Genomic DNA, 23,231 nt, shown 5'->3' on the forward strand with positions numbered 1-23,231 from the left:
CACTGGTGTTTAGGAATTCCGCACTATCGCGAGAATTTGCGCACTGGTGTTTGAGAATTCCGCACTATCGCGGAATTTTGCGCACTGGCGATTGAGAATTCCGCACTATCGCGAGAATTTTGCGCACTGACGTTTGAGAATAATGAAGTATTAAGTAATTTTTAGATCGATACAATCTGGAGAATTGCAGCACGAACAAATAGTACCCAACCTTAAATCAAATGAATTTTTAGGAGGCAATTATATGTCAAAAAAATTAGTGTCAAATTTATTAATTGATTATTTAGAAGATCGTGGCGTAGAACACATTTTTGGACTTTGTGGTCATACGAATATTGCATTTCTTTCTCAGCTTGAGAAAAGCTCCATCAAGTTTGTCAATGTAAGACATGAGCAAATTTCTGCTCATATGGCAGATGGATATGCACGTGTAAAAAAAGAAACGTCAGTAGTTTTAAGCCACTTAGGACCTGGACTTACGAATGCGGCAACAGGTGTGGCGAATGCTGCACTTGATTCCATTCCGATGGTCGTTATTGCTGGCGATATTCCGAGCCATTTTTACGGAAAACATCCACACCAAGAAGTAAATTTACATGCAGATGCATCACAGTATGAAATTTATCGGCCATTTGTCAAACGTGCATGGCGTGTGGATCGTCCAGATTTAATGCCGGAAATTATCGAAAAAGCATTCCAACTTGCAGAAACAGGCCGTCCTGGCCCGGTATTAGTTTCGGTGCCGATGGATATGTTTTCAAAAGAGATTGACTCAGCATTATTTGAGCGTGTAAAACATCATACTCGTTCTATCACAAAGCCTTCTATCGATGATGAAAAAGCGAAAGAAATTATTGAAAAACTAGTGAACGCTGAAAACCCTGTCATTTATGCGGGTGGTGGGGTTATTTTAGCTGATGCTGCCGAAGAATTACGTGAATTCAATGAGCATTTTGATATTCCTGTCGCTCATTCACTGATGGGGAAAGGTGTCGTATCAGATGATAGCGACTTAACGCTCGGTATGACTGGGTTCTGGGGAACGAAATTTATTAACGAAAAAACTCGTACTGCAGATACGATTCTAGCTTTAGGAACTCAATTTGCTGAAGCAGATAGTAGCTCATGGGAATCTGAGTATACGTTTGACATTCCGAACACAAAATTAATTCAAATTGATATCGATGCAAACGAAATTGGGCGCAATTATCCAGTTGAAATCGGCGTTGTTGCTGATTTAAAACAGGCACTTACTGTACTAAATCGTGTAGCGAAAGAGCTTTATCCAGAAGGAAAAACGAATGAAAAAGTGAAACAGGAAATAGCTGAAAATAGAAAAGCATTCAAAGCAAGTAATGAGGAAGTCCGTAATGATAATAGCTTCCCATTAATGCCACAACGAATTTTGGCGGATGTCGAAGCAGTCATTCCAAAAGATGCATACATTACAACGGATGTAGGTTGGAACAAAAACGGAGTCGGACAGCAGTTCCCGATTTATAAAGCAGGAAGTATCCTCACTCCAGGTGGATTTGCAACGATGGGATTCGGCGCACCTGCTGCAATGGGAGCAAAAATAGCAGCACCGGACAATGTCGTTATTTCATTAGTTGGAGATGGCGGTTTCGGCCAAAATCCAGCCATTTTAGCAACAGCGGCAGAAGAAAATATTCCAGTCATTTGGATTATCATGAATAACTCATCATTTGGAACAATTGCTGGACTCCAAAAAGCGCATTATGACACAACTTTCGGAACTGTCTTTGACAAATCACCTGACTACGCGGCAATTGCAAAAGCATATGGTGTCGAAGGAATTAAAATTAATGCAGCAGACGAATTTAAACCAGCACTTGAAAAAGCGATTCAAATGAATAAACCTGTTGTAATCGATGTGCCAATGATTAACAATCCAGTTCCTACAGATGGCCACTGGAATATTATGGACATCTACTCTCCAGGGAAAAAAGTGCACCACGCAAGCGTGAAATAATATATTGTCATCTGGAAACACCTAAGGGAAAAAATCCTTTAGGTGTTCTTATCTGTTGAATTTGGATTTAATACTTGAATCAATTTCATCATTCAATATAGCGATTCAAAAACCGAACTATATTGCTTGAGCAAAAGGCTTTCACTCCAGGTGGTCGCTTTCCGCGGGCGGCTGATAAGCCTCCTGCCCCGGCAAGGGGTATGCAGACGTTGCCCGCAAAGGGTGGTTTTAGTCTGTAATCTTTCGATATTGCGGGGTCTTATCTAGGCCTCTTCTCCCTCAGGAGTCGACCACCTGCCGTTCCAGCCAAAATTTTATAGGATGTAAAAACGAACGATAACATTATACTTTTGTTTGTTATTCGGTTTTATTCTAGAAGTAGTCTATTATGAAATTGACTCACTTTACAATCTTAACTCGGGTAATCGAGTGAAAAATTACCTCTTTTTCGGTAAAAAATTATGTGTACGGTCATTTTTATGTGCAAGCATCTGTAACTTGGTCTGTCTTACGTCTGCTTTTCATTCATGTACGTTTTTATGGCTGGCGGTTCATACACATTAAATTTTTCAAGTAACCGATTTGGTTCAGTATCTACAAGTGCCATAGAACGGTACTTTTCCTGTAAAAATTGTTCCTTTGTCATATGATTAAACAGTTCCACAAGAGGATCAAAGTAATGATTGATATTTAGAAGGCCACAAGGTTTTTGGTGAAGTCCTAATTGAGCCCATGTAAAAATTTCAAAAAACTCCTCCAATGTTCCTGGTCCCCCCGGCAAAGCGACAAACCCGTCTGCAAGCTCTGCCATTTTAGCCTTTCTTTCATGCATAGAATCGACAACGATCAGTTCTGATAATCTTTGGTGGGAAATTTCTCTCTGTTCTAAAAAACTAGGCATAATTCCAATGACTTGCCCACCTTCTTTTAGAACAGCATCCGCAACTGCTCCCATCACGCCAACACTTGCTCCTCCATAAACAAGAGTAATATTACGTTTAGCTAGTTCTTTGCCAAGTTTTTTGGCACTGTCTATATAAACATTAGATGCTCCATTACTTGAACCACAAAATACAGCTACATTTTTCATTCTGACCTTCCCCCTAACGAATTCGCGTTTATATTATACAAAAGTCACAATGATTTGTTAAACTTTACGATAATGGAATGTAAGGAGTGAGAAAAAAATGGATGTAACTGAATTTCAACAGTGGGTAAATGATTATTATGAAAATAGAGGCTGGTCAGAGCTAGACATTTTTATTCGGATTGGCTTTTTAGCGGAGGAAACTGGAGAAGTAGCACGAGCCATAAGAGCCCTTGAAATTGGGAGGGATAGACCGGACGAAGTAACGGAATCATATCGGAATAATCGAGAGGCTTTAGTAGAAGAGTTAGGAGATGTATTAGGTAACGTAATGGTGATCGCCAATAAATATAACATCTCTTTAGAAGAAATATTTCATTCTCATAAGGAGAAGCTCTCAAAGCGTTACACGGATGAATAAATTAGTGTGAACCTTTTTAACTATTACCGCGAAAAAAATCGGCTTATAAAATTATGGTATAATCAATAAAATAGTTGAAGAATTTAAAATAATTATCTCATAAGATTGCAATAACTCTCGAAAGTGCGGCTAATCTCATGGTGAGTGCGGAAAAAATTAGGAAAGTGCGTAAATTCCCGTTCCGATTGCGGAAAAAATTCTGAAAGTGCGGAAGATCTAATTTCAAGTGCGGAATTTTTTTAGTAACTGCGCAAATTTTTATCGTGATTGCGAAAAGTGCGTAAATTCTCATCGAAAGTGCGGAAAATTTTTGAACTGCGTACGATATTAGTTACTGCTTTGCAAATAGTCAATGAAGGAGATGCTGTTATGTTGAATGTATCGCGGGATAAAATTCATTCTTTATTTAGTATTTCGGTAGATCCTCTTGAACCTAATTGGAAGGAAAAAATTAAGAATAATCGAGACCCTTTTTTGTTTTTAAAAAAGAAAGGGGAGCTTTATGCGTATGTTTTTATTGGGAATATGAATAAAAATATGACGATAGAAGTGTTGAAATCCCATGCAAATTCACTCGATATGGTCGGTGTGTTAAAAGATGAAGAGTCTATTTCGTTACCGTTTATTTTTCAGACGTTAGGTGACCCGATTGCCCTTGTAAAAAGTGATGATAAATGGATCGGCTATATTCGTAGGGAGGACCTTTTAATTGAGTTGCTCCGAGAAGAAGATACGAATACGAATCTATTAAAAGTGATGCTCGCATCGATTCCGATGGGTATTTTTATCGTCAATACAGAACGAAAACTTGTTAACTGCAATGAAGCTGGACTGCGAATGGTGAAATCTTCATATGAAAAAGTGATGAATGCAGATGTGGGAGAAATTTTTAATCGTCATAAAATCGAACAAGTTTTTGCAACATCAAAAGCATTGCTTAACCAAATTCACATTACGGATGAGCTCGGAGTTTTGTTTGACTATAGCCCCATTATTGATGCGGCTGGACATGTGGAAGGGATTATGATTATCGTTCAGGATCTGCCGAAAGTCGAAGAAATGGCGATGGAAATTCAATATGTGAAAGATTTAAATGCGGATTTACAAGCGATTTTGACCTCGATGTATGATGAAATTTTGGTTGTTAATCATAAAGGAGTTATCCTTCGCTACAGTGATAATTTTATAGACGATTTTTCAGAGACAGATGTAAAAGAACTTGTCGGAAAAAGTTTATTCGATCTTGAACATGCTGGTGAAATTGGTGCGACCGTTGCAAGGCTTGTCATGAAACGAGAAACGAAAGTATCGATCGTGCAAGAAACAAAAAGTGGAAAAAATATGATGGCCATCGGGAATCCTGTGTTTAATGCAAGTGGAGATTTGCACCGAATTGTGATTGCATCAAGAGATATTACGGAGACGACGAAACTAAGAGATGAATTAGATGCAACGAGGAAATTGACAAAAGAATATCAAAAACAATTAGAAGATTTGAAGAATAAAGAGAAGTTTGGTAAAAAAGTGATCTATGGCAGTTCGAAAATGGAGCGGGTCATGATGAAACTGGAAAAATTAGCAGAGTTTCATTCGTCGGTGATGATTTTAGGAGAATCGGGTGTTGGAAAAGATTTAATTGCCGAAGTGATCCACAAGCACGGCAAGCGAGCGGACCAACCGTTTTTAGCACTCAATTGTGGAGCGATTCCGGAAGAATTGTTAGAAAGTGAGCTTTTCGGTTATGTGAAAGGTGCTTTTACAGGAGCAGATCATGAGGGGAAAATCGGTTATTTTGAAAAAGCGCATAAAGGGGTCTTATTTTTAGATGAGATTAGCGAATTACCTTCTCGTCTTCAAGTAAAGCTTTTAAGAGTATTGCAAGAGAAAGAAATTACGAGAGTCGGTAGTACACAAACGATTCCAATCGACGTACAAATTGTAACGGCGACGAATAAAGACTTGAAACAATTAGTTGAGGAAGGAACATTTCGTGATGACTTATTTTACCGAATTAATGTCATTCCAATTACGATTCCGCCGTTACGGGAGCGTCCGGAAGATATTCCGCTATTGGCCTATCATTTTATCGAACAATTAAATAACCAATATAATAAAAACTATCATCTTTCACCAGAGGCATTAAGTCTACTAGAGGCATATAATTGGCCAGGAAACATTCGCGAATTACAAAATTTAATCGAGCGTTTCGTCGTCTTTGCAGATGAAGATGTTATTACAGCTGATTTCATCCGTCCATTTATGCATTTTGGAATAGAAAGACAGGCTCAACCAATCATTACTGAAATTGTCCCATTAAAAGAAGCGAAAGAATTGCTTGAAGAACAATTAATTACATTAGCGATGGAAAAATATGAAACGACAACAAAAGCTGCAGAAGTATTACAAATTAATCAATCTACTGTTAGTCGTAAATATAAAAAAATTTTACAAGATAAAGAAATGGTACGAATTTAATAACTTTATGCATCTAGACATACATTATGCAAACACGCATAGAAAAGTTGGTGATTTTTCAGACTTTTAGAAAAATAAGATGGAATAACAACTAGTTTAAAATAGTATCAACGCAGGGAATATATCCGTTTATTCGTATATCATTCACTGCTTTTTTTCATGTTGGCATATAAATTGCAATAATATAAACTAACACAATTCTTGAAAAGACAAGGAGGAAAAAGAATGAACAAAAATGCAGTTGAAACAAATAAAGTAAATGAATTAGTCGAGTTGGATAAACAACATTTTATCCATCCATCGACAAATCCACATGAATTAGTCGCGAAAGGGCCAGGAATTATTTTTTCAGAAGGAAAAGGTATCTATGTGAAAAATATGATGGATGGAAAAGAATATATCGATGGAATGTCGATGCTTTGGAACGTAAATATCGGGCATGGACAAGAGGAAGTTGTGGATGCTGGTAAAGAACAAATGTCAAAAATCGCGTATAGTTCGGCGTTTAAAGGCTTTTCCAATGAACCAGCGATTAAGCTTGCAAAAAAATTAGCGGACCTTGCCCCGGGAGATTTAAATGCCGTATTTTTCACTTCGGGAGGATCAGAATCCAATGATACAGTGATCAAATTTGCTCGCTTTTATTGGGGGTTAAAAGGAAAACCGACAAAAAGAAGTTTTATCTCCTTAAATAGCGCATATCATGGGGTGACATTGGCAGCACAAACAGTTACAGCAATTCCTGCTTTTCATGAATTTGCAGGATCGAATATTGATGAAATTTTTCATGCGAAACCTCATTTACTAAACTGTGAATTAGGCGATAAAACGGATCCAAATTATGAACAGTCCATTCGCGGTATCATTGAAAGAGAAGGTGCAGACACGATTGCGGGCATTATTATGGAACCTGTGCAAGGTGCAGGAGGGGTAAATATTCCGCCAGAAGGTTATTTGCAAGCAGTTAGAAAAATATGTGATGAGTTCGGAATCCTTTTTATTGCCGATGAAGTCATTTGTGGGTTTGCTCGTACTGGAAAAATGTTCGGCGTTGAAAACTGGGATGTCGTTCCTGATATGATGTCGATTGCGAAAGGAATAACGAGTGGGTATGCACAACTTGGTGGTGTCATGTTAAATGATGAAGTGAGAAATACGATTGTAGACTATGACGGAATGCTTGCACATGGATTCACGTATAGTGCTCATGCGACTGCTTGTGCCATTGCGTTAAAAAACATTGAAATAATCGAGCGAGAAAATGTCGTAGAAAACGTGCAGGCGATGGAGCTAGAATTGAAAAAAGGGTTAGCATTTTTAGCCGAAAAACATTCTATCGTGACAAATACGCGCTGTATCGGTTTGTTAGGTGCGTTTGAATTGTATGAAGATCCGTCACGTGGGAAGCTTTTTGGCGAAGATGTCTTTCCGGCAAATAAAGTTGTCGATGAATGTTTTAAACGCCAACTTATTTTACGTGCACTTGGAGCCCATAATCATATTATCGCTATCGCACCACCACTAGTAACAAATGCGGAAGAAATGGAAAAAATCATTCACATTATCGATGAAGCGCTCACTACTTTTAAATAAAAAGGGTGTAGGCAGGAGCGTAGTGAAATGAAAGCGTTTTAAAGAAGAGGAGGATTTACAATGCTATATATAAACGGAACATGGCGGACATCAGGTGAAAAGCTCGATGTCATTAATCCGGCCACAGGAGAAGTAATTGAATCCATCGTCACTGGAGGTGCGGAGGAAACAGAAGAGGCAATTGCTCAGGCAACAGAAGCGTTTAAAATGTGGAAAAATACGACTGGTGTAAAACGGAGTAACTATTTAGCAACAGTCGTCAAGCTCATGCGTTCACGGAGCAAGGAATTAGCCGAAACGATCACGAGTGAAAACGGTAAACCGTTAGCAGATGCAGAAAGGGAAGTAATAAGTGCGATCGATTATTTAGAATGGTATGCCGAAGAGGCAAAAAGGTTGTATGGAGACACGCTCCCCGCTTCCCATCCAGATAAACATTTAATGGTTTTAAGGCAACCGGTCGGAGTGTGTGCGGCAATTACTCCGTGGAATTTTCCACTTTCAATGATCACACGAAAAATTGCCCCTGCGCTTGCGGCGGGCTGCACAGTCGTATTAAAACCTGCATCTTTAACACCGTTATCGGCGATTAAAGTATTTGAATGTTTTCATGAAGCGGGACTACCAGCTGGGGTCGTCAATTTAGTGATTGGTCCTGCAGCAGAAATTGGAAAAGTAATGACAGCAAGTCCTGACGTGCGCAAAATTACGTTTACTGGATCAACAAGAATTGGCAAGAAATTAATGCGCGACGCAGCTGATACGGTAAAAAAGGTTTCAATGGAGCTTGGTGGCCATGCGCCATTTATCATTTTTGAAGATGCAGATCTAGAAGAAGCAGTCACTGGTGTTTTAATGACAAAGTTTAAAAATGCTGGTCAGACATGTATTAGTACGAACCGTGTATACGTGGCGGAAAGTATTGCAGAGGAATTTGGTGCGTTGCTCGCAACGAAAACGGCTGAATTGACAATTGGAAATGGAATGGACGATGGTGTTGATGTCGGACCATTAATAAACGCTGGCGCACTTGAAAAAGTTGCCGCCCAAGTGGAAGATGCGACCGAAAATGGCGGGAAAATAATAGCTGGTGGTAAAGTGCATTCATTTAGCGGTGGCGACGGCTATTTTTATGAGCCAACTGTTATTCAATATGCCAATGAAGAAATGCAAATCGCGACAGAGGAAACATTTGGTCCAGTCGCACCAATTTTTACGTTTCAAACAGAGGAGGAAGTAATTGAAAAAGCGAATCATCAAGAATATGGGCTCGCTGCCTATTGTTATACGAAAGATTTAGGGCGAGGGCTTCGGATGATGCGTGAATTGGAATATGGTATCGTCGGGATTAATGACCTTGCACCAATCGTCATTCAAGCACCTTTTGGTGGAATAAAAGAAAGCGGAATTGGAAAAGAAGGCGGAAAATATGGTCTAGAAGAATATTTGGAAGAAAAGTTTGTGTCTATTCATATGAAATGAACGCTTCTTAGTGTGGAAGTTTTTTGGTAGATATGAAAGTATACATCCTTTCTTACTACATAAGCGCGGGCTAAGGCATTTCGATTAAGAAGTAGCGGCAACCGATGAAAGGAAGGAACAAAGGAAGCGTGTTTCCTTTAAGAAGAAGGTCAGATGTGGTTACGTATCTTATAGCAATCAGCACATTTAATTGTGCTATATACGTATTCATTACACAAAACCTTGTACTTTGTTCTTTACATTCGCACCGCCGCATCGTTCTCTAACATACGCGTTAATTTTGCACAGATGCATTCATCTTGATTGATACATTCATATATGTCTAAGCAGCGCTCTCGTATGATACGCGGTCATTTCTTCCCGGCATTCGTCTAGCAACATGCGTGTGTATTTAAAGGATGTACTTTCTTTAAGATTCAGAAGATGCTTTATCAAAAGGAAAATTGCATCCTTACCATTTATTTTGACTAAAGACTTTCATAGAAAGCTAATGAAATCAATTTCATCATTCACTATAGCGCTTCAAAAACCGAACTATATTGCTAAAAGGCTTTCACTCCAGGTGATCGCTTTCCGCGGGCGGCTGATAAGCCTCCTGCCCCGGCAAGGGGTATGCAGACGTTGCCCGCAAGGGGCGGTTTTAGTCTGTAATCTTTCCCGCAGGAGTCGACCACCTGCCGTTCCAGCCAAAATTTTATAGGATGTAAAAACAAACGATAACATTATACTTTTGTTTGTTGTTCGGTTTTATTCTAGAAGTAGTCTGTTATGAAATTGACTCAATTAATTAGGGTTTACTGAATAAAAAGAAATCCCATCTACATCGATAGTTTGTACCCGTTTTTCTCGATATAAAGTGCAAGGGTTTTGACTGTTTTACCAAAAAACCTTTGCACATGCAATGAACTATTCTAGTTGTCTGGAGCGAAAGTGACTGACTCCAGCGGGAAAAGCAACAGAGGAACGCAGACTAAGAACGCCACGTCCTTATGTCTTCGTCTGCGCTAGTACATCCTGTACGTCGGAATACCCCGCAGGAAGTGGTTTTCTTCCGAGGCAGGTTAAGTACGCGACGTCCTGGGACTGGGACTGCGCTAAATGCTCGTCCCATCGAAAAGAGTTTGCACTTTCGTTCGTCCCATCGAAAAGCTTTGTCGCAACACCTGGGACTGCGATTACTCGTCCCACCGTAAAGATTGCACTAGCACGTCCTGCGACTGCGATTACTCGTCGCAATAAACATTGTGCGTCGGAGGGCTGAGGCCGTGCCCGCTAAAAAGCACTGTACATTTCGCGGAAGACAACGGTAAGATGAAACACAATTTAGTTGTTCAGCAGACCCTAATTATTTAAAAAATGAGCACAAACTTTTGAAACGTTTTGTCTATGCAAACATTAATAAGGAGGCGGAAGAGAATGGCAAAACAGGTAGAACAGGAAATAATCGTTCGAAATATTGAACAGAAAGATTTAGAAGAAGTGGCAGCATTATCCCATAAATGTTTTGGACCAGGGATGTCACTAAAATATGAGCATATGGAAAGTCAGTTGAACATTTTTCCGAAAGGGCAAATTTGTGTAGAATATGGTGGGAAAATTGTCGGGTGTGCACTTAGTTTAATCGTCAATTTTTCCGACTATGGATATGATCATACGTATGACGAGATTTCGGGAGACGGATATATTCGTAACCATAATCCCGAGGGTGTTAATTTGTATGGGATAGAGGTTGGCGTTGATCCAGATTATTGGAATATGAGTATTGGTAAGCAATTATATGAGGCACGCAAAAAAATATGTAAAGAGTTACATTTGCAAAGTATTATCATTGGTGGGCGTATCCCGAATTATTATCAATACGCAGACAAAATGAGTGCAGAGCAATATGCGAAAGCAGTGATGGCGGATAAAATATATGATCCTGTGCTCACATTTCAGAAGAAGAATGGGTTTCAACTAAATAAGGTGATCGCGAATTATTTGCCTGATGATAAAGAATCTTTACAATATGCAACATCGATGGAATGGAAAAATGATGAGTACGAATTAACATAATTGTAAGCGATTGCATATTTCGTTAATGGAGTACTCATTGCGGAAAATAAGCTATGTAGTGCGGAAAATATGTCTGTGATTGCGCAAAAATAACTATGAAGTGCGGAAAATAAGCTCGCGATTGCGGAAAAACCACCATCAAGTGCGGAAATTTATCCTGCGATTGCGGAAAAACCACTTTGAAGTGCGGAAATTCAGACTGCAAGTGCGGAAAAAAAATCTCCATTTAGTGCGGAATTTTAGATCGTAAGTGCGCAAGTTTCACATCAATTTATTATAAAAAGTTTTCGAGAATAATTACGATGGGGGAGAGATAGGAATATGGGTAAACAGGCGACATTGAAAAGATCGTTAGGTGTTTGGGCAATTGTTGCGCTTGGGTTAGGTTATATGACACCGACTGTTGTGTTTGATACGTTTGGGATTGTTTCGCGAATTTCGAGCGGGGTTGTGCCGCTCGCATATCTTGTCGGGCTGATCGTCATGGTTTTTACAGCAATTAGCTATGGAAAGATGGTACGAGTTTTCCCTGATGCGGGTTCGGCGTATACGTATACGAGAAGAACGATGGGAGAGCATGTCGGTTTTTTGGTCGGTTGGGCTTCATTACTTGACTATTTATTATTGCCGATGGTTAATGCACTTATTATTCGTATTTATATGGCATCCCTTTTTCCGGAAGTGCCTGTATGGATTTGGGTCGTTTCCTATGTCGCAATCGTTACCGCAATTAATGTATATAGTATGAAGTCGACATCAGGACTGAATGTCATCCTCGTTGTTTTTACATTAGCGTTAATGATCATTTTTATCATTATCGCCTCTGTTCAGCTTTATCATGGTATGGGCGCAGGGACCATTTTTACAATCGATCCACTTTGGCACCAAGATGTGGAGATGATAGCAGTCTTTACCGCAGCGACTGTCGTTGCCTTCTCGTTTATCGGATTTGATGCGATTACGATGTATACGGAAGAGGCAAAAGATGCAAATACAGTACCAAGAGCGATTATCGTGACAGTGTTACTTGGTGGAATGGTCTTTTTCATTGCGGCCTATTTTACACAATCATTATTTCCTGATATCGGTGTATTTAATTTATTGGATGATACATTACCGGAAATCGGGCTTTACGTCGGTGGGCAAGTTTTTCAACTCATCTTCTTGGCGGGAGCTTTTGCTGCGACTGTTGCATCAGGGCTAGCATCCCATGCAAGTGTGTCACGACTGCTTTACGTTATGGGTAGAAATGAAGTGCTTCCAAAACGAGCATTTGGCTATGTCCATCCAAAGTTTCGGACGCCTGTTTTTACGGTTGTGTTAACTGGAGTTGTTTCGCTTCTGGCAATTGGGCCGGATTTAGAGCTTATTGCTTCTGTCATTAATTTTGGAGCATTAATTGCTTTTACGTTTGTTAACTTGTCTGTGATTGCGTACTTTATTTTTCGGAAAAAACGATACAAATCAGCGAACGATATTTTCAAGTATTTAATTATGCCATTGTTAGGAGCTGCAACGACGGGAATTCTGTGGTATCACCTGCATGCAGATGCGTTTATTGGAGGTCTTGTTTGGATCATTGTAGGTGTTATTTATATGTTGTTTATAACAAGATTTTTTAAAAAGAAGATGGGTACATTTGATGAAAGTGAAGCGGATGATTTGGTGAATAAAGAGGCTTAGTTTTGTCTATGGTCAAACGGATCAATCCTTTGCAACTTGCCAAAACGTAAAAGAGGTTGTTCAAAAAGTCCAACAAAAATGACGCATCGAATTTCTGCGTTGGCAGCTAAGAAAGGATATATCCTTTCTTACTGCATAAGTGCAACTAGGGCATTCGCAGTAAAGGCGTAGCGAATGCAAAGTTTTCTAATCTTGCTTTTCCGGTACTCACGTATGTAAAGGCATACGCTCTGTTCTCGGGAGCTACGCCGCCTTCGACGAATAGGACGTTCTAGTACTGGCGTTGCCACAATGCTTTTCGATGGGACGAGCATTTAGCGGAGCCCCAATGCTTTTTGATGGGATGAGCATTTAGCGGAGTCCCAGGACGTGGCGCTTTTAGCCAGTGGAACTTCTTGATCCTTTTTATCGGCCTTTTTGAACACGCACTAAAAGGAGAATTTGCATTGAAAAACAAAATTCGCAATTATATCGAACAAAATAAAACAGCGTTATTTAAAACGATTCAAGAGCTCGTCCAAATTGAAACAGTTGTTGGTAATGAAATGGTGGGTCAAGCCTATATGAAGCGTAAATTTGCGGAAATTGGTTTAACGATCCATGAAGTGGCCCCAGACTACGAGGAGCTTGCAAAACACGAGGCTTTTGTCGATTCTGAAATTCCCTTTGCGGGGCGAACGAACTTAGTCGGCATTCATCATGGCGTTGGGGATGGAAAATCTCTTACTTTGCATGGTCATATAGATGTCGTTCCACCAGAGCCTGTAGGGAATTGGACCGTTGACCCGTGGGGGGCGGAAATAATAGACGGAAAATTGTACGGCAGGGGCGCTGCCGATATGAAATCGGGTTTAATAGCCAACTGGTTTGCGCTGAAAACACTTATCGATCTTGCCTATCCGATTACGGGCGATGTCCAGTTGCACTCCGTGATTGAAGAGGAAGCTGGTGGAGGTGGTGGAGCACTCGCTTGTTTGGAAGCAGGCTTTCGAACAGATGGATATATTTCAACGGAGCCACACCATTTTAATACGACGATCTCACATGCTGGCATTATGTATTTTCGAGTAAAGGTGGTTGGCAGGACCGCACATGCTGGTCTTGCACATCATGGGATCAATGCCATTTCAAAAATGTATAAAATTGTTGCTGCACTAGAGGAATTGAACGAGTTGCGGGCCCAAAATGTAAAATTTGACCTGTATGAAAAAGGATCTGGTCAATCGGTTCATTTGAATCTCGGGGTGCTTCGTGCAGGTGATTGGGTATCAACGGTTCCAGGAGGGGCGATGTTAGAATGCCGAATCGGTTTTATTCCGGGAGAAAGCAGGAAGGAAATAAAAAAATTAATTCAAGAAACGGTGGCTAGGGCAGTTGTTGACGATGATTGGTTTAAAGCTCACCCACCCGAGATTGAATGGTTTGGATGGACAACAGAGCCGTGGTATCAAGATCCCGAACATTCTTTCGTCCAAGGCTTTTTAAAAACAGCAGGCGATGTGCTAGGTCGAGACGTGAAGATTGTTGGGCGAGCATCTGGAAATGATGCACGGTTTACGCAATATTACAACGGGATGGCAGGCATATGCTTTGGACCTGTAGGTGAAAATATGCACGGTCCTGATGAAAATGTTCATTTGGAAAGTGTCGTGGAGGTCGTGAACGTATTTGCCAATTATATCATTGATTGGAGTGAAAGTGCGAGGGAGAATGGCGAAACGAGTGGGTAAAATGGTCGCAATGTCGGCCGGTTCCTAACGGCCATATAAAAAACACCAAACGGGGGACGATCGTGTCCTTCCTTTTGGTGTTTTTCACTTCCTTAAAAAGTGTCCATTAAATCTCGACAATCCTTCTCTCCTCTGCCGACCTTTTAATCGCTAAGATCACTTTTAATGTTTCCAAAGCGTCTGCCCCTGTGACGAATGGGGACACTCCACTTTTTACAATATCGATAAAATGCAATAGTTCAGCTGTCATTGGGTCATTATCTTGAACATTCATTTTTTTCAATTGCAAAGGATGATCCCAACCGTATTGATTCTCATCATATGTATAAACCGTAAAACTTGGAAAAGCTATGCTCCCTTTTGTCCCGAAAAAATAATAACAATCTCCTTTAGCACGTGCATATTTCGGATTTTCCCCAGTCGTTAATTCATAGGACCAAGGGGCAGGAACACCATCAGAGACGAAATAATTAATTGTTGGACCTTCAGCAGTTTCCATTAAAATGGAAGCTGTGTCCTCGACTTCATTTTTTCGAATGAGGTTTTGACTTGATGCATACACGCGCTCTATTGTTAAGCCTGTCATAAAGCGAATCGTATCAATATCATGGACCGCATTAATTAATAGGGGACCGCCACCTTTAGTTATACGCCAATTCTCGGCAAAATAGGCATGATCTTTCGCTAACGTAAACATCATATTGATCCCAACTAGATTACCAATCACGCCAGATGCAAGCGTTTCTTTTAATTTTCTCACCTTACTTGAAAAGCGGCGATGGTGTCCGACTAATAAATGAATCCCATGCTTTCTAGCAACGCGGATCATCGCTTCACCATCCGTCACCGTTGCAGCAATTGGTTTTTCCACTAACACATGAATTCCTTTTTCTGCACATAGTCGAACAGCTTCTTCATGTAAATGGTTAGGCAATGTGATGATCACCCCGTCTAGTTCACATGTCTCAAGTAAATCTCGATAATCGACAAAAAGAGGAGCACCGAGCAATTCCGCTCGCTGCTTAGCTAATTTGTCATTTCCTGCAACTGCTACAAGTTCGACACCTGCAATCTGTTTACTATCTTGGGCGAATTTGTACCCATGATTTAGTCCGAGTACAGCTAATTTCATTTTCGTACTCACCTCTAATTAAGCTTTTTTAAATTTTGCTTTTAGTTGTTGGAACATACTCGTCTGTGATACCAATGTAAAGACAAAAACGATCGTTAAAATAAGTGTGATTGGTGCGTTGACAAAACCGAGTAAAAAGTCAAATCCACCATCTGATCCCATGTAAGCCCTACGGAAGGACGTGTCCACGAGTGGCCCTAAAATAATTCCTAACACGAGTGGTGCCACTGGAAATTTATATACTTTCATAAAGAAACCGATAAATCCAAAGCCGAGCATCCAATAAACATCCGTAATGTTATTGTTCAGTGCATAAGAACCAATCACCGTGATGACCGCAATAATTGGTAGTAAAATTTGGTTCGGAACTGTAATAATACGAATGAAGATTGTAACGACAGCAAGTCCAAAAATAAGCAAGAAAATGTTCGCAAGTGTTGCTGATCCGACCATCATCCAAAATAAATCGCCACTCTGTTCCATTAATAATGGTCCTGGTTGTAAGCCGTGAATGAATAAAGCTCCGATAAAAATAGCTGTTACAGCATCTCCCGGAATTCCTAATGTTAGAAGTGGAATAAGTGCACCACCGATTGCCGCATTATTCGCTGCTTCTGGAGCAATAACCCCTGCATGAGCCCCTTCACCGAAAGGTCGGTTCGGGTTTTTAACCGTCTGTTTCGCATGATCATATCCGAGTAGTGCCGCAATTTCTCCCCCCGCACCCGGCAAAGCTCCAATTAACACACCTAGTACCGAAACACGTAATGATAACGGTAAAAACTTCAGCAAAAAAGCAATCGTTGGAAAAGCTGTCTTCTTCAATATCGATGCCTTTCCCTCTGCAGAGAGATTTTTCATTTGATACAAAATTTCTGACATCCCAAACAACCCTAGAATCGCTACGACAAAATTAACTCCATTCATTAATTGAAAAGAACCGAATGTAAATCTACTTCCGCCACCAATTGTATCCATTCCGACAAGACCGATAATAATACCAGCACCTGCAGCAAAAATTCCTTTCCCGGTTGCTCCTTTACTGAGACTTCCGACTAAAAGAAGTCCAAGCAAGGCTAAAAGTAAATAATCACGTTGGGCAAAATGAATGGCGATTTTTGATACAAGTGGGGCAGCAGTTGCTAAAATGAGAACACCAACAATCCCTCCAACAAAAGAGAAAATCGTCGTCAGTGTCAATGCAAGTTTTGCCTCCCCTTTTTGAGCCATCGGATACCCGTCAAACGTTGTTGCAACAGAGGATGGAGCACCAGGCATATTAATTAAAATAGCCGCTCTTGAACCACCAAAAACTCCACCGAAATAAACACCGAGCATAAGCGCTAACGAATCGTACATTTCCCAAGAGTAAGTGAGGGAAAGAAGTAGCGCTACCCCCATCGTAACTGAAAGTCCAGGAATGGCACCGATAATAATCCCAGCAAATGTACCAGCAGCAACGAGTAATAATAATCTAATATCTAAAAATGGTATAAGAAAATCTTGAAGTACTTCCATGGATAACGCTCCTTACTATGGAAAAATAATGTGAAAAAGTTTTGAAAATAATAAATAAATAACGATAACACTACCTATGGAAACGAGAATATTCACTTTCCATGAAACATTTTTCAAGTAAAGCATGCTGGCACATAAGAAAATAAACGTCGCTGGAAAAAAGGTAATGATTGAAAGTAAAATAACGTAAACGACGATCATTGCGAAGAAAGTTAAAATAAATTTATACTCTTTTAATGAAAAAGTCTCTTCCTTATTCTCTTCACTTTGATGTGTAGGACGCTGTTGCAATAAAACGCTAATTCCAGTTAACAGCATAATAATCGAAATTAACGCTGGGAAAAAACTTCCGCCTGCAGGGTCAAGTATTGAGGCTTTTTCCATGACGAGTGCCTGGCTAAAAAATATAAGACTAACGATAACCATTATCATTCCAGGAGCTAATTTTTTTACAGCTTGCATATCAACTCCTCCTTTCAAAGCTAATAATTAGAGGTGTAAATTTATTAATAGATGGACATGTCACATATTCATTTGCGAATTTGTGAAGTCGTACCTGACTTTTATACAAAAGTGCGCAAACTTCGAGTTCAAGTGCGTAAATCTTTATAGCAAGTGCGCAAATTTCGAGTTCAAGTGCGTAAAAATTTATCGAAAGTGCAAAAATTTCAAATGCAAGTGCGTAAAACATATTAAATGGAGCACAGCACATCAATCAGCACTTAACCAAATTCATCGGTAATAAATCTAATACTTGCGTATAGCCAGAATATCTTACAATGAAAATAAAGAAGAGCCCGCCCTAAAGCGAGCTTCTCCACATTTTTTTATTCTTCTACTTTTGGAATATCAAATTCTTCTGGTGATGCTTTCGTTTCGCCTGCTTCATATAACATCCATGCAGAAGTAGAACGGTTTTTGTCGACAAAATCAATTGCTTCTTGTCCACTAATATTCATGTATTCCATTCCTAAGCTTTCTAAAGTAGCTTTAAAATCACTTGATTCTACTGCAGTTTGGAAAGATGCTGATAATTTTTCAACGACATCAGCTGGAGTATCTTTATGTGCAAATACTGCTTGGAAAGGACCCCACGGTAAATATTTTCCGATCTCTGGATAAGCGTCTGTAACAGCTGGTACATCTGGAAGTGATTCGATTGACTCATCGTTCACAACTGCTAACATACGGAAATCTCCAGACTCAACATATTCTTGTGCAGCTGAAACTGTTACAGATGTCACATCCACTTCGCCACCTAAAAGGGCAGTTGATACAGGACCTTCTCCATCATATGGAACAGTTTTAAATTCAGTACCTAATTCATTGTTTAACATTGCAAGTACAACACTTGGAAGCCCACCTTCACCAGTCGTACCGAAAATTAAATCATTTGGCTTTTCTTTCGCATAATCTACTAAATCTTCAATCGTGTTAAAAGGTGAGTCAGCTTTTACAATAATTCCTGCATAACTACTAGCAATAACTGAGATAGGAACAAAATTTTCTTGATAACTAAGATCAGCAATATCTAATACTTGGTAAAGGTTCGGGTTCTCTGCACCGAATAATAAAGTGTATCCATCAGCAGGTTGATCACTTACATACTTCGTTGCAATTGCACCAGCCGATCCTGCTTTATTTTGCATAACGAATGAACCGTCAATTTCGCCTTCAACAATTGGAGCGAGTGTTCTAGCAATAATATCCGTTGCTCCACCTTCACCCCACATGATGATTCCATCAATGTTTTTCTCAGGATATGAACTCGCTGCATCTTCACTATCTTTTGAATCCTTTTTATCCCCATCGCCACCAGAGCCACAAGCTGCTAGCACTAGCATAACAATTGCGAGAAGTGGGATTGTTCGTTTTAAAAATTTGTTCTTCATGCTGTTTTTTCCCCCTGTTTTTTTCATTGTTACTTGATTTCATTTTCTTTCAAGTATTTTATTATTCTTCACCAATTTTTGGAATGCCTAAATCTTCTGGAGAGACGTCTGTTTCCCCGGCTTCATACAGCATCCAAGTAGATGTTGAACGGTTTGCTTTTACGAAGTCTTCTGCTTCTTTTCCGTGTAAATTTAACGGGTCAACGCCAAGGCTCGTAAGTTTTTCAATAAAGGCTTCATCATTTTGCGCTGTTTCAAATGCATCACTTAACTTTTGAACGACCTCTTCAGGTGTATCCTTATGTGCGAATATGCCCTGGAATGGTCCCCACGGTAAATATGCATCAAACTGCGAATAAATATCCGTAATTGGTGGAATATCAGGAATAGAGTCTAATGAACTGTTATTAAGAACGGCAAGCATTTTAAAGTCGCCAGAGTCTACATACTCCTGTGCTGCTGAAACGGCTAACACTGTAACATCAATTTCTTTTCCAAGTAATGCAACAGCAAGAGGGCCGTCCCCATCATAAGGAATTAAATTAAATTCTGTTTCAAGCTCACTTTTTAACATCGCACTTGCCACATGCGGTAAACCACCAGTACCTGAAGTTCCCATATTTAATTTGCCAGGATTATCTTTTGCAAAAGCAACTAAATCTTCTAATGTATCAAATTCTGAATCTTTATTTACGACGATTCCAGCGTAACTTTGTCCAATAATTGAAACTGGAACGAAATCATTTACGTAATCCCTTTCAGAAATGCCTAAAAGTTGATAAAGGTTTGGGTTTTCCGCTCCGAATAATAAGGTATATCCATCAGCAGATTGGTCGTATACATATTGTGCTCCAATCGCACCTGTCGCACCTGTTTTATTTTGCATAATGAGGGATGCGCCAAGTTCGTCTTCTGCAATTGATGCTAGCGACCGGGAAATAATATCGGTTGCTCCACCTTCACCCCACTGGATCACACCAGTAATATCTTTTTCAGGAAAAGAATCGTCCGCTGAACTAGCGTCTTTTTCACCTCCACCACATGCTGCTAAAGAAAATAGTGCAAGTAAAGCAAATAGAAATCCAATTTTTTTAATCACTTTATTCATCATCACTCTACCTTCCTTATTCATTATAATTCATTTTTTTGCATAATGATAAGTATTTACGGTTAGAAAACTCACCTCCATTTTTTAGTTAAATCTGAAAACGTTTACTACTGACTTTATGAAATTCCATTGTGTGGAACAATATACTTCTACATGGAATTTGATGATAAAAGCATTCTAACATAAAAAAATAAGAATGTCATTAGAAATTTTTAAAAAAATCAAAGATTATAGGAATTTTTCCTTAGATTGGATATAGAAATACAGTTCATTTGTTTTATTTTTGTGGAAAGAAAATTTGTATATAAGGAAGAAATAAAAAAGATTGAAAAAGCACTCTAATTGTTTTACACTAGACTTAGAGTTCTATTATACAGAACTAAGTTCCATTAATGTGAAATATGAAAGGGGAACTAGTTAATAATGGAAAATAACCCACAAGTGATTAGATCCGTTCAACGGGCAATCGATATATTACAATGTTTCGGAAAAAACAGTGAGGAGTTGACGCTTACTGAAATTTCGAATGAAACAGGACTAGCTAAATCAACGACGACAAGATTGCTCGCTACATTAGAAGAAAATAACTTTTTAGAAAAAGAAGTGACATCAGGAAAATATCGGCTCGGCAGACAATTATATTTCTTAGGTCATGCAGCCGGTCGTTCCATGGAATTAAAAGAAGTTTCCCAACCTGCCATGGTCCGTTTGCGCGATCAAGTGAAAGAAACAGTAAATCTCTACGTGATAGAAGGAGAGCACCGCGTCTGTATTCAACAGTTTGAAAGTTTACAATCGGTGAAACATATGATTCAAATCGGGCAAAAGTTACCATTAACGGTAGGTGCAAGCGGTAAAGTGTTATTAGCTTATCAATCACGAAAATTTATAGACGATGTCATGGAAAAGCAAAGTATGGTGAAAAGCAAATCAGAACTTTTAACTGAATTAAATCAAATCGTCATGGAAAAATACGCTGAAAGTATTGAAGAAAGAGAACTCGGCACATCAGCAGCTGCCGCTCCCGTGTTTAATATTAATGGTGAAGTAATTGCCGCACTTTCGATTTCAGGGCCAGCACAGCGATTTAATCCCAAAAAAGTTACTGATTTAAAGACTATTCTTGTCGCGTCCGCCCTTGAAATTTCGACGAATATGGGATATACGATTTAAATGCCAACCGGCGTTGGCGAGCATGTAGAGAAAGACTGGAAAATCGCTTGGAAGATCTGAAAGTTGTATACCGCTTGGTAAATCGCCAAGTTCGTCTAGCGGAAAGGTGAACGCTCGGTAACACGGAGGGATTGACTGCAAACTGGTGGAAGAGTGGAATGCCTGTGTGATTAACAATGCATTCGGTAAGGACGGAAGAATTTACTGCATTCCGGAAAATGAGGCACGCCGACAAAATCCGGCGATACTTAGTAGTACGGATGGATTGCCTATAAATGATAGGACAGTATTGTGTTAAAACTTCGGATAACCGAACACTACTTTTCAAATAGGTGCAAATAGCAACCAAGCGATTTTTTTATTAAAAGACTTACAATGATGAGTCAACGAATACATGAATATCTTCACCATTTAATTTTATCGAGCACTAATCATTTTATTATCAAAATGATGTTCAAAGACATTTGTACGAAAAAAAGTTATTACAACGTACAAATGGCATTTTAATTTGGATCGATCCAACATCTATACGGAGGTAATGAGGATGACAGCAAAGAATTTTGGTCCGTTAACTGGAACAAAAATACTAGATATTTCAACGATGATTGCGGCACCTTTTGGGGCAACATTGTTAGCAGATTTTGGAGCAGAAGTCATAAAAATTGAACTACCGAATAAGGGAGATACGCTCCGGACAGTGGGACCTTGGAAAGATGGAGAAGCGTTAAGATGGCCAGGGCTTGCCAGAAACAAGAAATCATTAACACTTGATATTCGCACAGATGAAGGGAAAAAAATCTTCAAAAAACTGATCGCTCAATCTGATATTTTAATCGAAAATTTCCGTCCAGGTACACTGGAAAAATGGGATCTTGGCTATGAAGATTTAAAAAAGGAAAATCCAGAACTAGTGATGGTACGAGTTTCTGGATATGGACAAACTGGCCCATATCGAGAAAAAGCTGGATTCGGGACACCTGGAACTGCTTTTAGCGGACATACCGCAATCCAAGGGTATCCGGATCGTCCTCCAGTTAGCCCATCGTATTCATTGCTCGATTATATTACAGGGGTTTATGTAGCATTCGCAGCAGTTGCAGCATTATACCATCGCGATACTGGAGAGGAACATGAGGGACAAGTCGTTGAAATGGGGCTGTATGAATCGATTTTCCGGATGCTTGAATTCCTTGTTGCCGAATACGACCAAAATAAAAAAATTCGAGAAAGAAGTCCAGGTTTATCAGGTCACTCAAGCCCGGCTGGAACGTATGAAACGAAAGACGGAAAGTTTGTTGTCCTCGTTTGCAGTACAGATTCAACGTTCGATCGACTAGCGAAAGCGATGGGACGTGAAGATATGTTAGAAGATGACCGTTACTATACGAATTCGGAACGATTAAAAAATGACGACGATGTACAAAAAATTGTTTCCGACTTTATTAAACAATATACACAAAAAGAGTTAACGGAAAATCTTGATGCACAAGGTGTTCCAGTTAGTCCAATTTATACGATTGAAGATATTTTTAATGATCCACAATATAAAGCACGTGAAAATATCGTCGAGGTGGAACACCCTCGTTTAGGAAAAGTAAAAGTTCCAGGAATCGTACCGAAATTTTCAAAAACACCTGGAGCAATTCGTCACCGTGCACCTGAACTTGGTGAACATAATAATGAAATTCTAAGTGAAGCATTAGGACTCTCAGAAGAAGAAATTAATGCACTAAAAGAACAAGGCATTATATAAAAAACTTACGAGGCAAGCTAAACGGATACGTAGTTCAAAAGCACAAAATGGAAATTATGGGAGAGGAATATTATTGTTCCACTTTCACAAATGTTTTTTCCATCATAGCGGCAATCATTTTATTTTTTCGTTTCTC

Annotated in this window: 16 protein-coding genes; 10 read left to right on the forward strand and 6 right to left on the reverse strand. The window is 39.5% G+C overall.

Going from position 1 to position 23,231, the window contains the following annotated elements:
• Positions 1 to 244: 244 nt before the first annotated feature.
• Positions 245 to 1,993 carry a thiamine pyrophosphate-binding protein gene (locus DFR56_RS12935; RefSeq protein ID WP_110395873.1) on the forward strand — a complete coding sequence of 583 codons (1,749 nt, stop codon included), beginning with the start codon at positions 245 to 247 and terminating at the stop codon, positions 1,991 to 1,993.
• Positions 1,994 to 2,501: 508 nt separating this feature from the next.
• On the opposite strand, the gene DFR56_RS12940 is transcribed toward DFR56_RS12935, so the two are convergent.
• On the reverse strand, positions 2,502 to 3,083 hold the full coding sequence (locus DFR56_RS12940) for an LOG family protein (protein WP_110395874.1): 582 nt from the start codon (positions 3,081 to 3,083) through the stop codon (positions 2,502 to 2,504).
• A 97-nt stretch (positions 3,084 to 3,180) separates the two neighbouring features.
• Here DFR56_RS12940 and DFR56_RS12945 point away from each other — a divergent pair, with 97 nt between their 5' ends.
• The 7 genes from DFR56_RS12945 (at position 3,181) to DFR56_RS12975 (ending at position 14,519) form a co-directional block, all read left to right on the forward strand.
• On the forward strand, positions 3,181 to 3,501 hold the full coding sequence (locus tag DFR56_RS12945; protein WP_110395875.1) for a MazG nucleotide pyrophosphohydrolase domain-containing protein: 321 nt from the start codon (positions 3,181 to 3,183) through the stop codon (positions 3,499 to 3,501).
• A 369-nt stretch (positions 3,502 to 3,870) separates the two neighbouring features.
• A complete protein-coding gene (locus DFR56_RS12950; RefSeq protein ID WP_110395876.1) occupies positions 3,871 to 5,976 on the forward strand; it encodes a sigma 54-interacting transcriptional regulator in 2,106 nt (701 codons plus the stop codon).
• A gap of 225 nt (positions 5,977 to 6,201) precedes the next feature.
• On the forward strand, positions 6,202 to 7,569 hold the full coding sequence (locus DFR56_RS12955) for an aminotransferase family protein (RefSeq protein WP_110395877.1): 1,368 nt from the start codon (positions 6,202 to 6,204) through the stop codon (positions 7,567 to 7,569).
• Between the two features lie 60 nt (positions 7,570 to 7,629).
• A complete protein-coding gene (locus DFR56_RS12960) occupies positions 7,630 to 9,051 on the forward strand; it encodes an NAD-dependent succinate-semialdehyde dehydrogenase (protein WP_110395878.1) in 1,422 nt (473 codons plus the stop codon).
• Between the two features lie 1,416 nt (positions 9,052 to 10,467).
• A complete protein-coding gene (locus tag DFR56_RS12965; RefSeq protein WP_158525636.1) occupies positions 10,468 to 11,106 on the forward strand; it encodes a GNAT family N-acetyltransferase in 639 nt (212 codons plus the stop codon).
• A gap of 321 nt (positions 11,107 to 11,427) precedes the next feature.
• Positions 11,428 to 12,789 (forward strand): APC family permease, encoded by a 1,362-nt coding sequence (locus DFR56_RS12970; RefSeq protein WP_110395880.1) that lies wholly within the window; start codon positions 11,428 to 11,430, stop codon positions 12,787 to 12,789.
• A gap of 446 nt (positions 12,790 to 13,235) precedes the next feature.
• A complete protein-coding gene (locus tag DFR56_RS12975) occupies positions 13,236 to 14,519 on the forward strand; it encodes an ArgE/DapE family deacylase (protein WP_110395881.1) in 1,284 nt (427 codons plus the stop codon).
• Between the two features lie 106 nt (positions 14,520 to 14,625).
• Here the strand turns inward: DFR56_RS12975 and DFR56_RS12980 are convergent, their stop codons facing one another.
• The 5 genes from DFR56_RS12980 to DFR56_RS13005 all read right to left on the reverse strand — a co-directional run bounded on the left by DFR56_RS12980 (position 14,626) and on the right by DFR56_RS13005 (position 20,172).
• Positions 14,626 to 15,651, reverse strand: coding sequence for a Gfo/Idh/MocA family protein (locus tag DFR56_RS12980; RefSeq protein WP_110395882.1), 1,026 nt, complete (start codon positions 15,649 to 15,651; stop codon positions 14,626 to 14,628).
• Positions 15,652 to 15,669: 18 nt separating this feature from the next.
• Positions 15,670 to 17,169 carry a tripartite tricarboxylate transporter permease gene (locus DFR56_RS12985; RefSeq protein WP_110395883.1) on the reverse strand — a complete coding sequence of 500 codons (1,500 nt, stop codon included), beginning with the start codon at positions 17,167 to 17,169 and terminating at the stop codon, positions 15,670 to 15,672.
• A 15-nt stretch (positions 17,170 to 17,184) separates the two neighbouring features.
• Positions 17,185 to 17,631, reverse strand: a complete 447-nt coding sequence (locus tag DFR56_RS12990) for a tripartite tricarboxylate transporter TctB family protein (protein ID WP_110395884.1) — start codon at positions 17,629 to 17,631, stop codon at positions 17,185 to 17,187.
• A gap of 365 nt (positions 17,632 to 17,996) precedes the next feature.
• Positions 17,997 to 19,061 (reverse strand): tripartite tricarboxylate transporter substrate binding protein, encoded by a 1,065-nt coding sequence (locus tag DFR56_RS13000; RefSeq protein WP_158525638.1) that lies wholly within the window; start codon positions 19,059 to 19,061, stop codon positions 17,997 to 17,999.
• A gap of 61 nt (positions 19,062 to 19,122) precedes the next feature.
• Complete coding sequence (locus DFR56_RS13005; protein WP_211320628.1) at positions 19,123 to 20,172, reverse strand: Bug family tripartite tricarboxylate transporter substrate binding protein; 1,050 nt, start codon at positions 20,170 to 20,172, stop codon at positions 19,123 to 19,125.
• 420 nt (positions 20,173 to 20,592) lie between these two features.
• Here DFR56_RS13005 and DFR56_RS13010 point away from each other — a divergent pair, with 420 nt between their 5' ends.
• Positions 20,593 to 21,342: an IclR family transcriptional regulator gene (locus DFR56_RS13010; RefSeq protein ID WP_110395888.1), complete on the forward strand. Its 750-nt coding sequence runs from the start codon at positions 20,593 to 20,595 to the stop codon at positions 21,340 to 21,342.
• A 544-nt stretch (positions 21,343 to 21,886) separates the two neighbouring features.
• Positions 21,887 to 23,095 (forward strand): CaiB/BaiF CoA transferase family protein, encoded by a 1,209-nt coding sequence (locus tag DFR56_RS13015; protein WP_110395889.1) that lies wholly within the window; start codon positions 21,887 to 21,889, stop codon positions 23,093 to 23,095.
• Positions 23,096 to 23,231 lie beyond the last annotated feature (136 nt).

It is taken from the genome of Pseudogracilibacillus auburnensis, from assembly GCF_003201975.1.
Taxonomy (GTDB): domain Bacteria; phylum Bacillota; class Bacilli; order Bacillales; family Amphibacillaceae; genus Pseudogracilibacillus; species Pseudogracilibacillus auburnensis.

What these genes read in the sequence shown, in the direction of transcription:
- DFR56_RS12935 (WP_110395873.1), top strand. Translation starts at nt 245, where the DNA reads ATGTCAAAAAAATTAGTGTCAAATTTATTAATTGATTATTTAGAAGAT.
- DFR56_RS12940 (WP_110395874.1), bottom strand. Translation starts at nt 3,083, where the DNA reads ATGAAAAATGTAGCTGTATTTTGTGGTTCAAGTAATGGAGCATCTAAT.
- DFR56_RS12945 (WP_110395875.1), top strand. Translation starts at nt 3,181, where the DNA reads ATGGATGTAACTGAATTTCAACAGTGGGTAAATGATTATTATGAAAAT.
- DFR56_RS12950 (WP_110395876.1), top strand. Translation starts at nt 3,871, where the DNA reads ATGTTGAATGTATCGCGGGATAAAATTCATTCTTTATTTAGTATTTCG.
- DFR56_RS12955 (WP_110395877.1), top strand. Translation starts at nt 6,202, where the DNA reads ATGAACAAAAATGCAGTTGAAACAAATAAAGTAAATGAATTAGTCGAG.
- DFR56_RS12960 (WP_110395878.1), top strand. Translation starts at nt 7,630, where the DNA reads ATGCTATATATAAACGGAACATGGCGGACATCAGGTGAAAAGCTCGAT.
- DFR56_RS12965 (WP_158525636.1), top strand. Translation starts at nt 10,468, where the DNA reads ATGGCAAAACAGGTAGAACAGGAAATAATCGTTCGAAATATTGAACAG.
- DFR56_RS12970 (WP_110395880.1), top strand. Translation starts at nt 11,428, where the DNA reads ATGGGTAAACAGGCGACATTGAAAAGATCGTTAGGTGTTTGGGCAATT.
- DFR56_RS12980 (WP_110395882.1), bottom strand. Translation starts at nt 15,651, where the DNA reads ATGAAATTAGCTGTACTCGGACTAAATCATGGGTACAAATTCGCCCAA.
- DFR56_RS12985 (WP_110395883.1), bottom strand. Translation starts at nt 17,169, where the DNA reads ATGGAAGTACTTCAAGATTTTCTTATACCATTTTTAGATATTAGATTA.
- DFR56_RS12990 (WP_110395884.1), bottom strand. Translation starts at nt 17,631, where the DNA reads ATGCAAGCTGTAAAAAAATTAGCTCCTGGAATGATAATGGTTATCGTT.
- DFR56_RS13000 (WP_158525638.1), bottom strand. Translation starts at nt 19,061, where the DNA reads ATGAAGAACAAATTTTTAAAACGAACAATCCCACTTCTCGCAATTGTT.
- DFR56_RS13005 (WP_211320628.1), bottom strand. Translation starts at nt 20,172, where the DNA reads ATGATGAATAAAGTGATTAAAAAAATTGGATTTCTATTTGCTTTACTT.
- DFR56_RS13010 (WP_110395888.1), top strand. Translation starts at nt 20,593, where the DNA reads ATGGAAAATAACCCACAAGTGATTAGATCCGTTCAACGGGCAATCGAT.
- DFR56_RS13015 (WP_110395889.1), top strand. Translation starts at nt 21,887, where the DNA reads ATGACAGCAAAGAATTTTGGTCCGTTAACTGGAACAAAAATACTAGAT.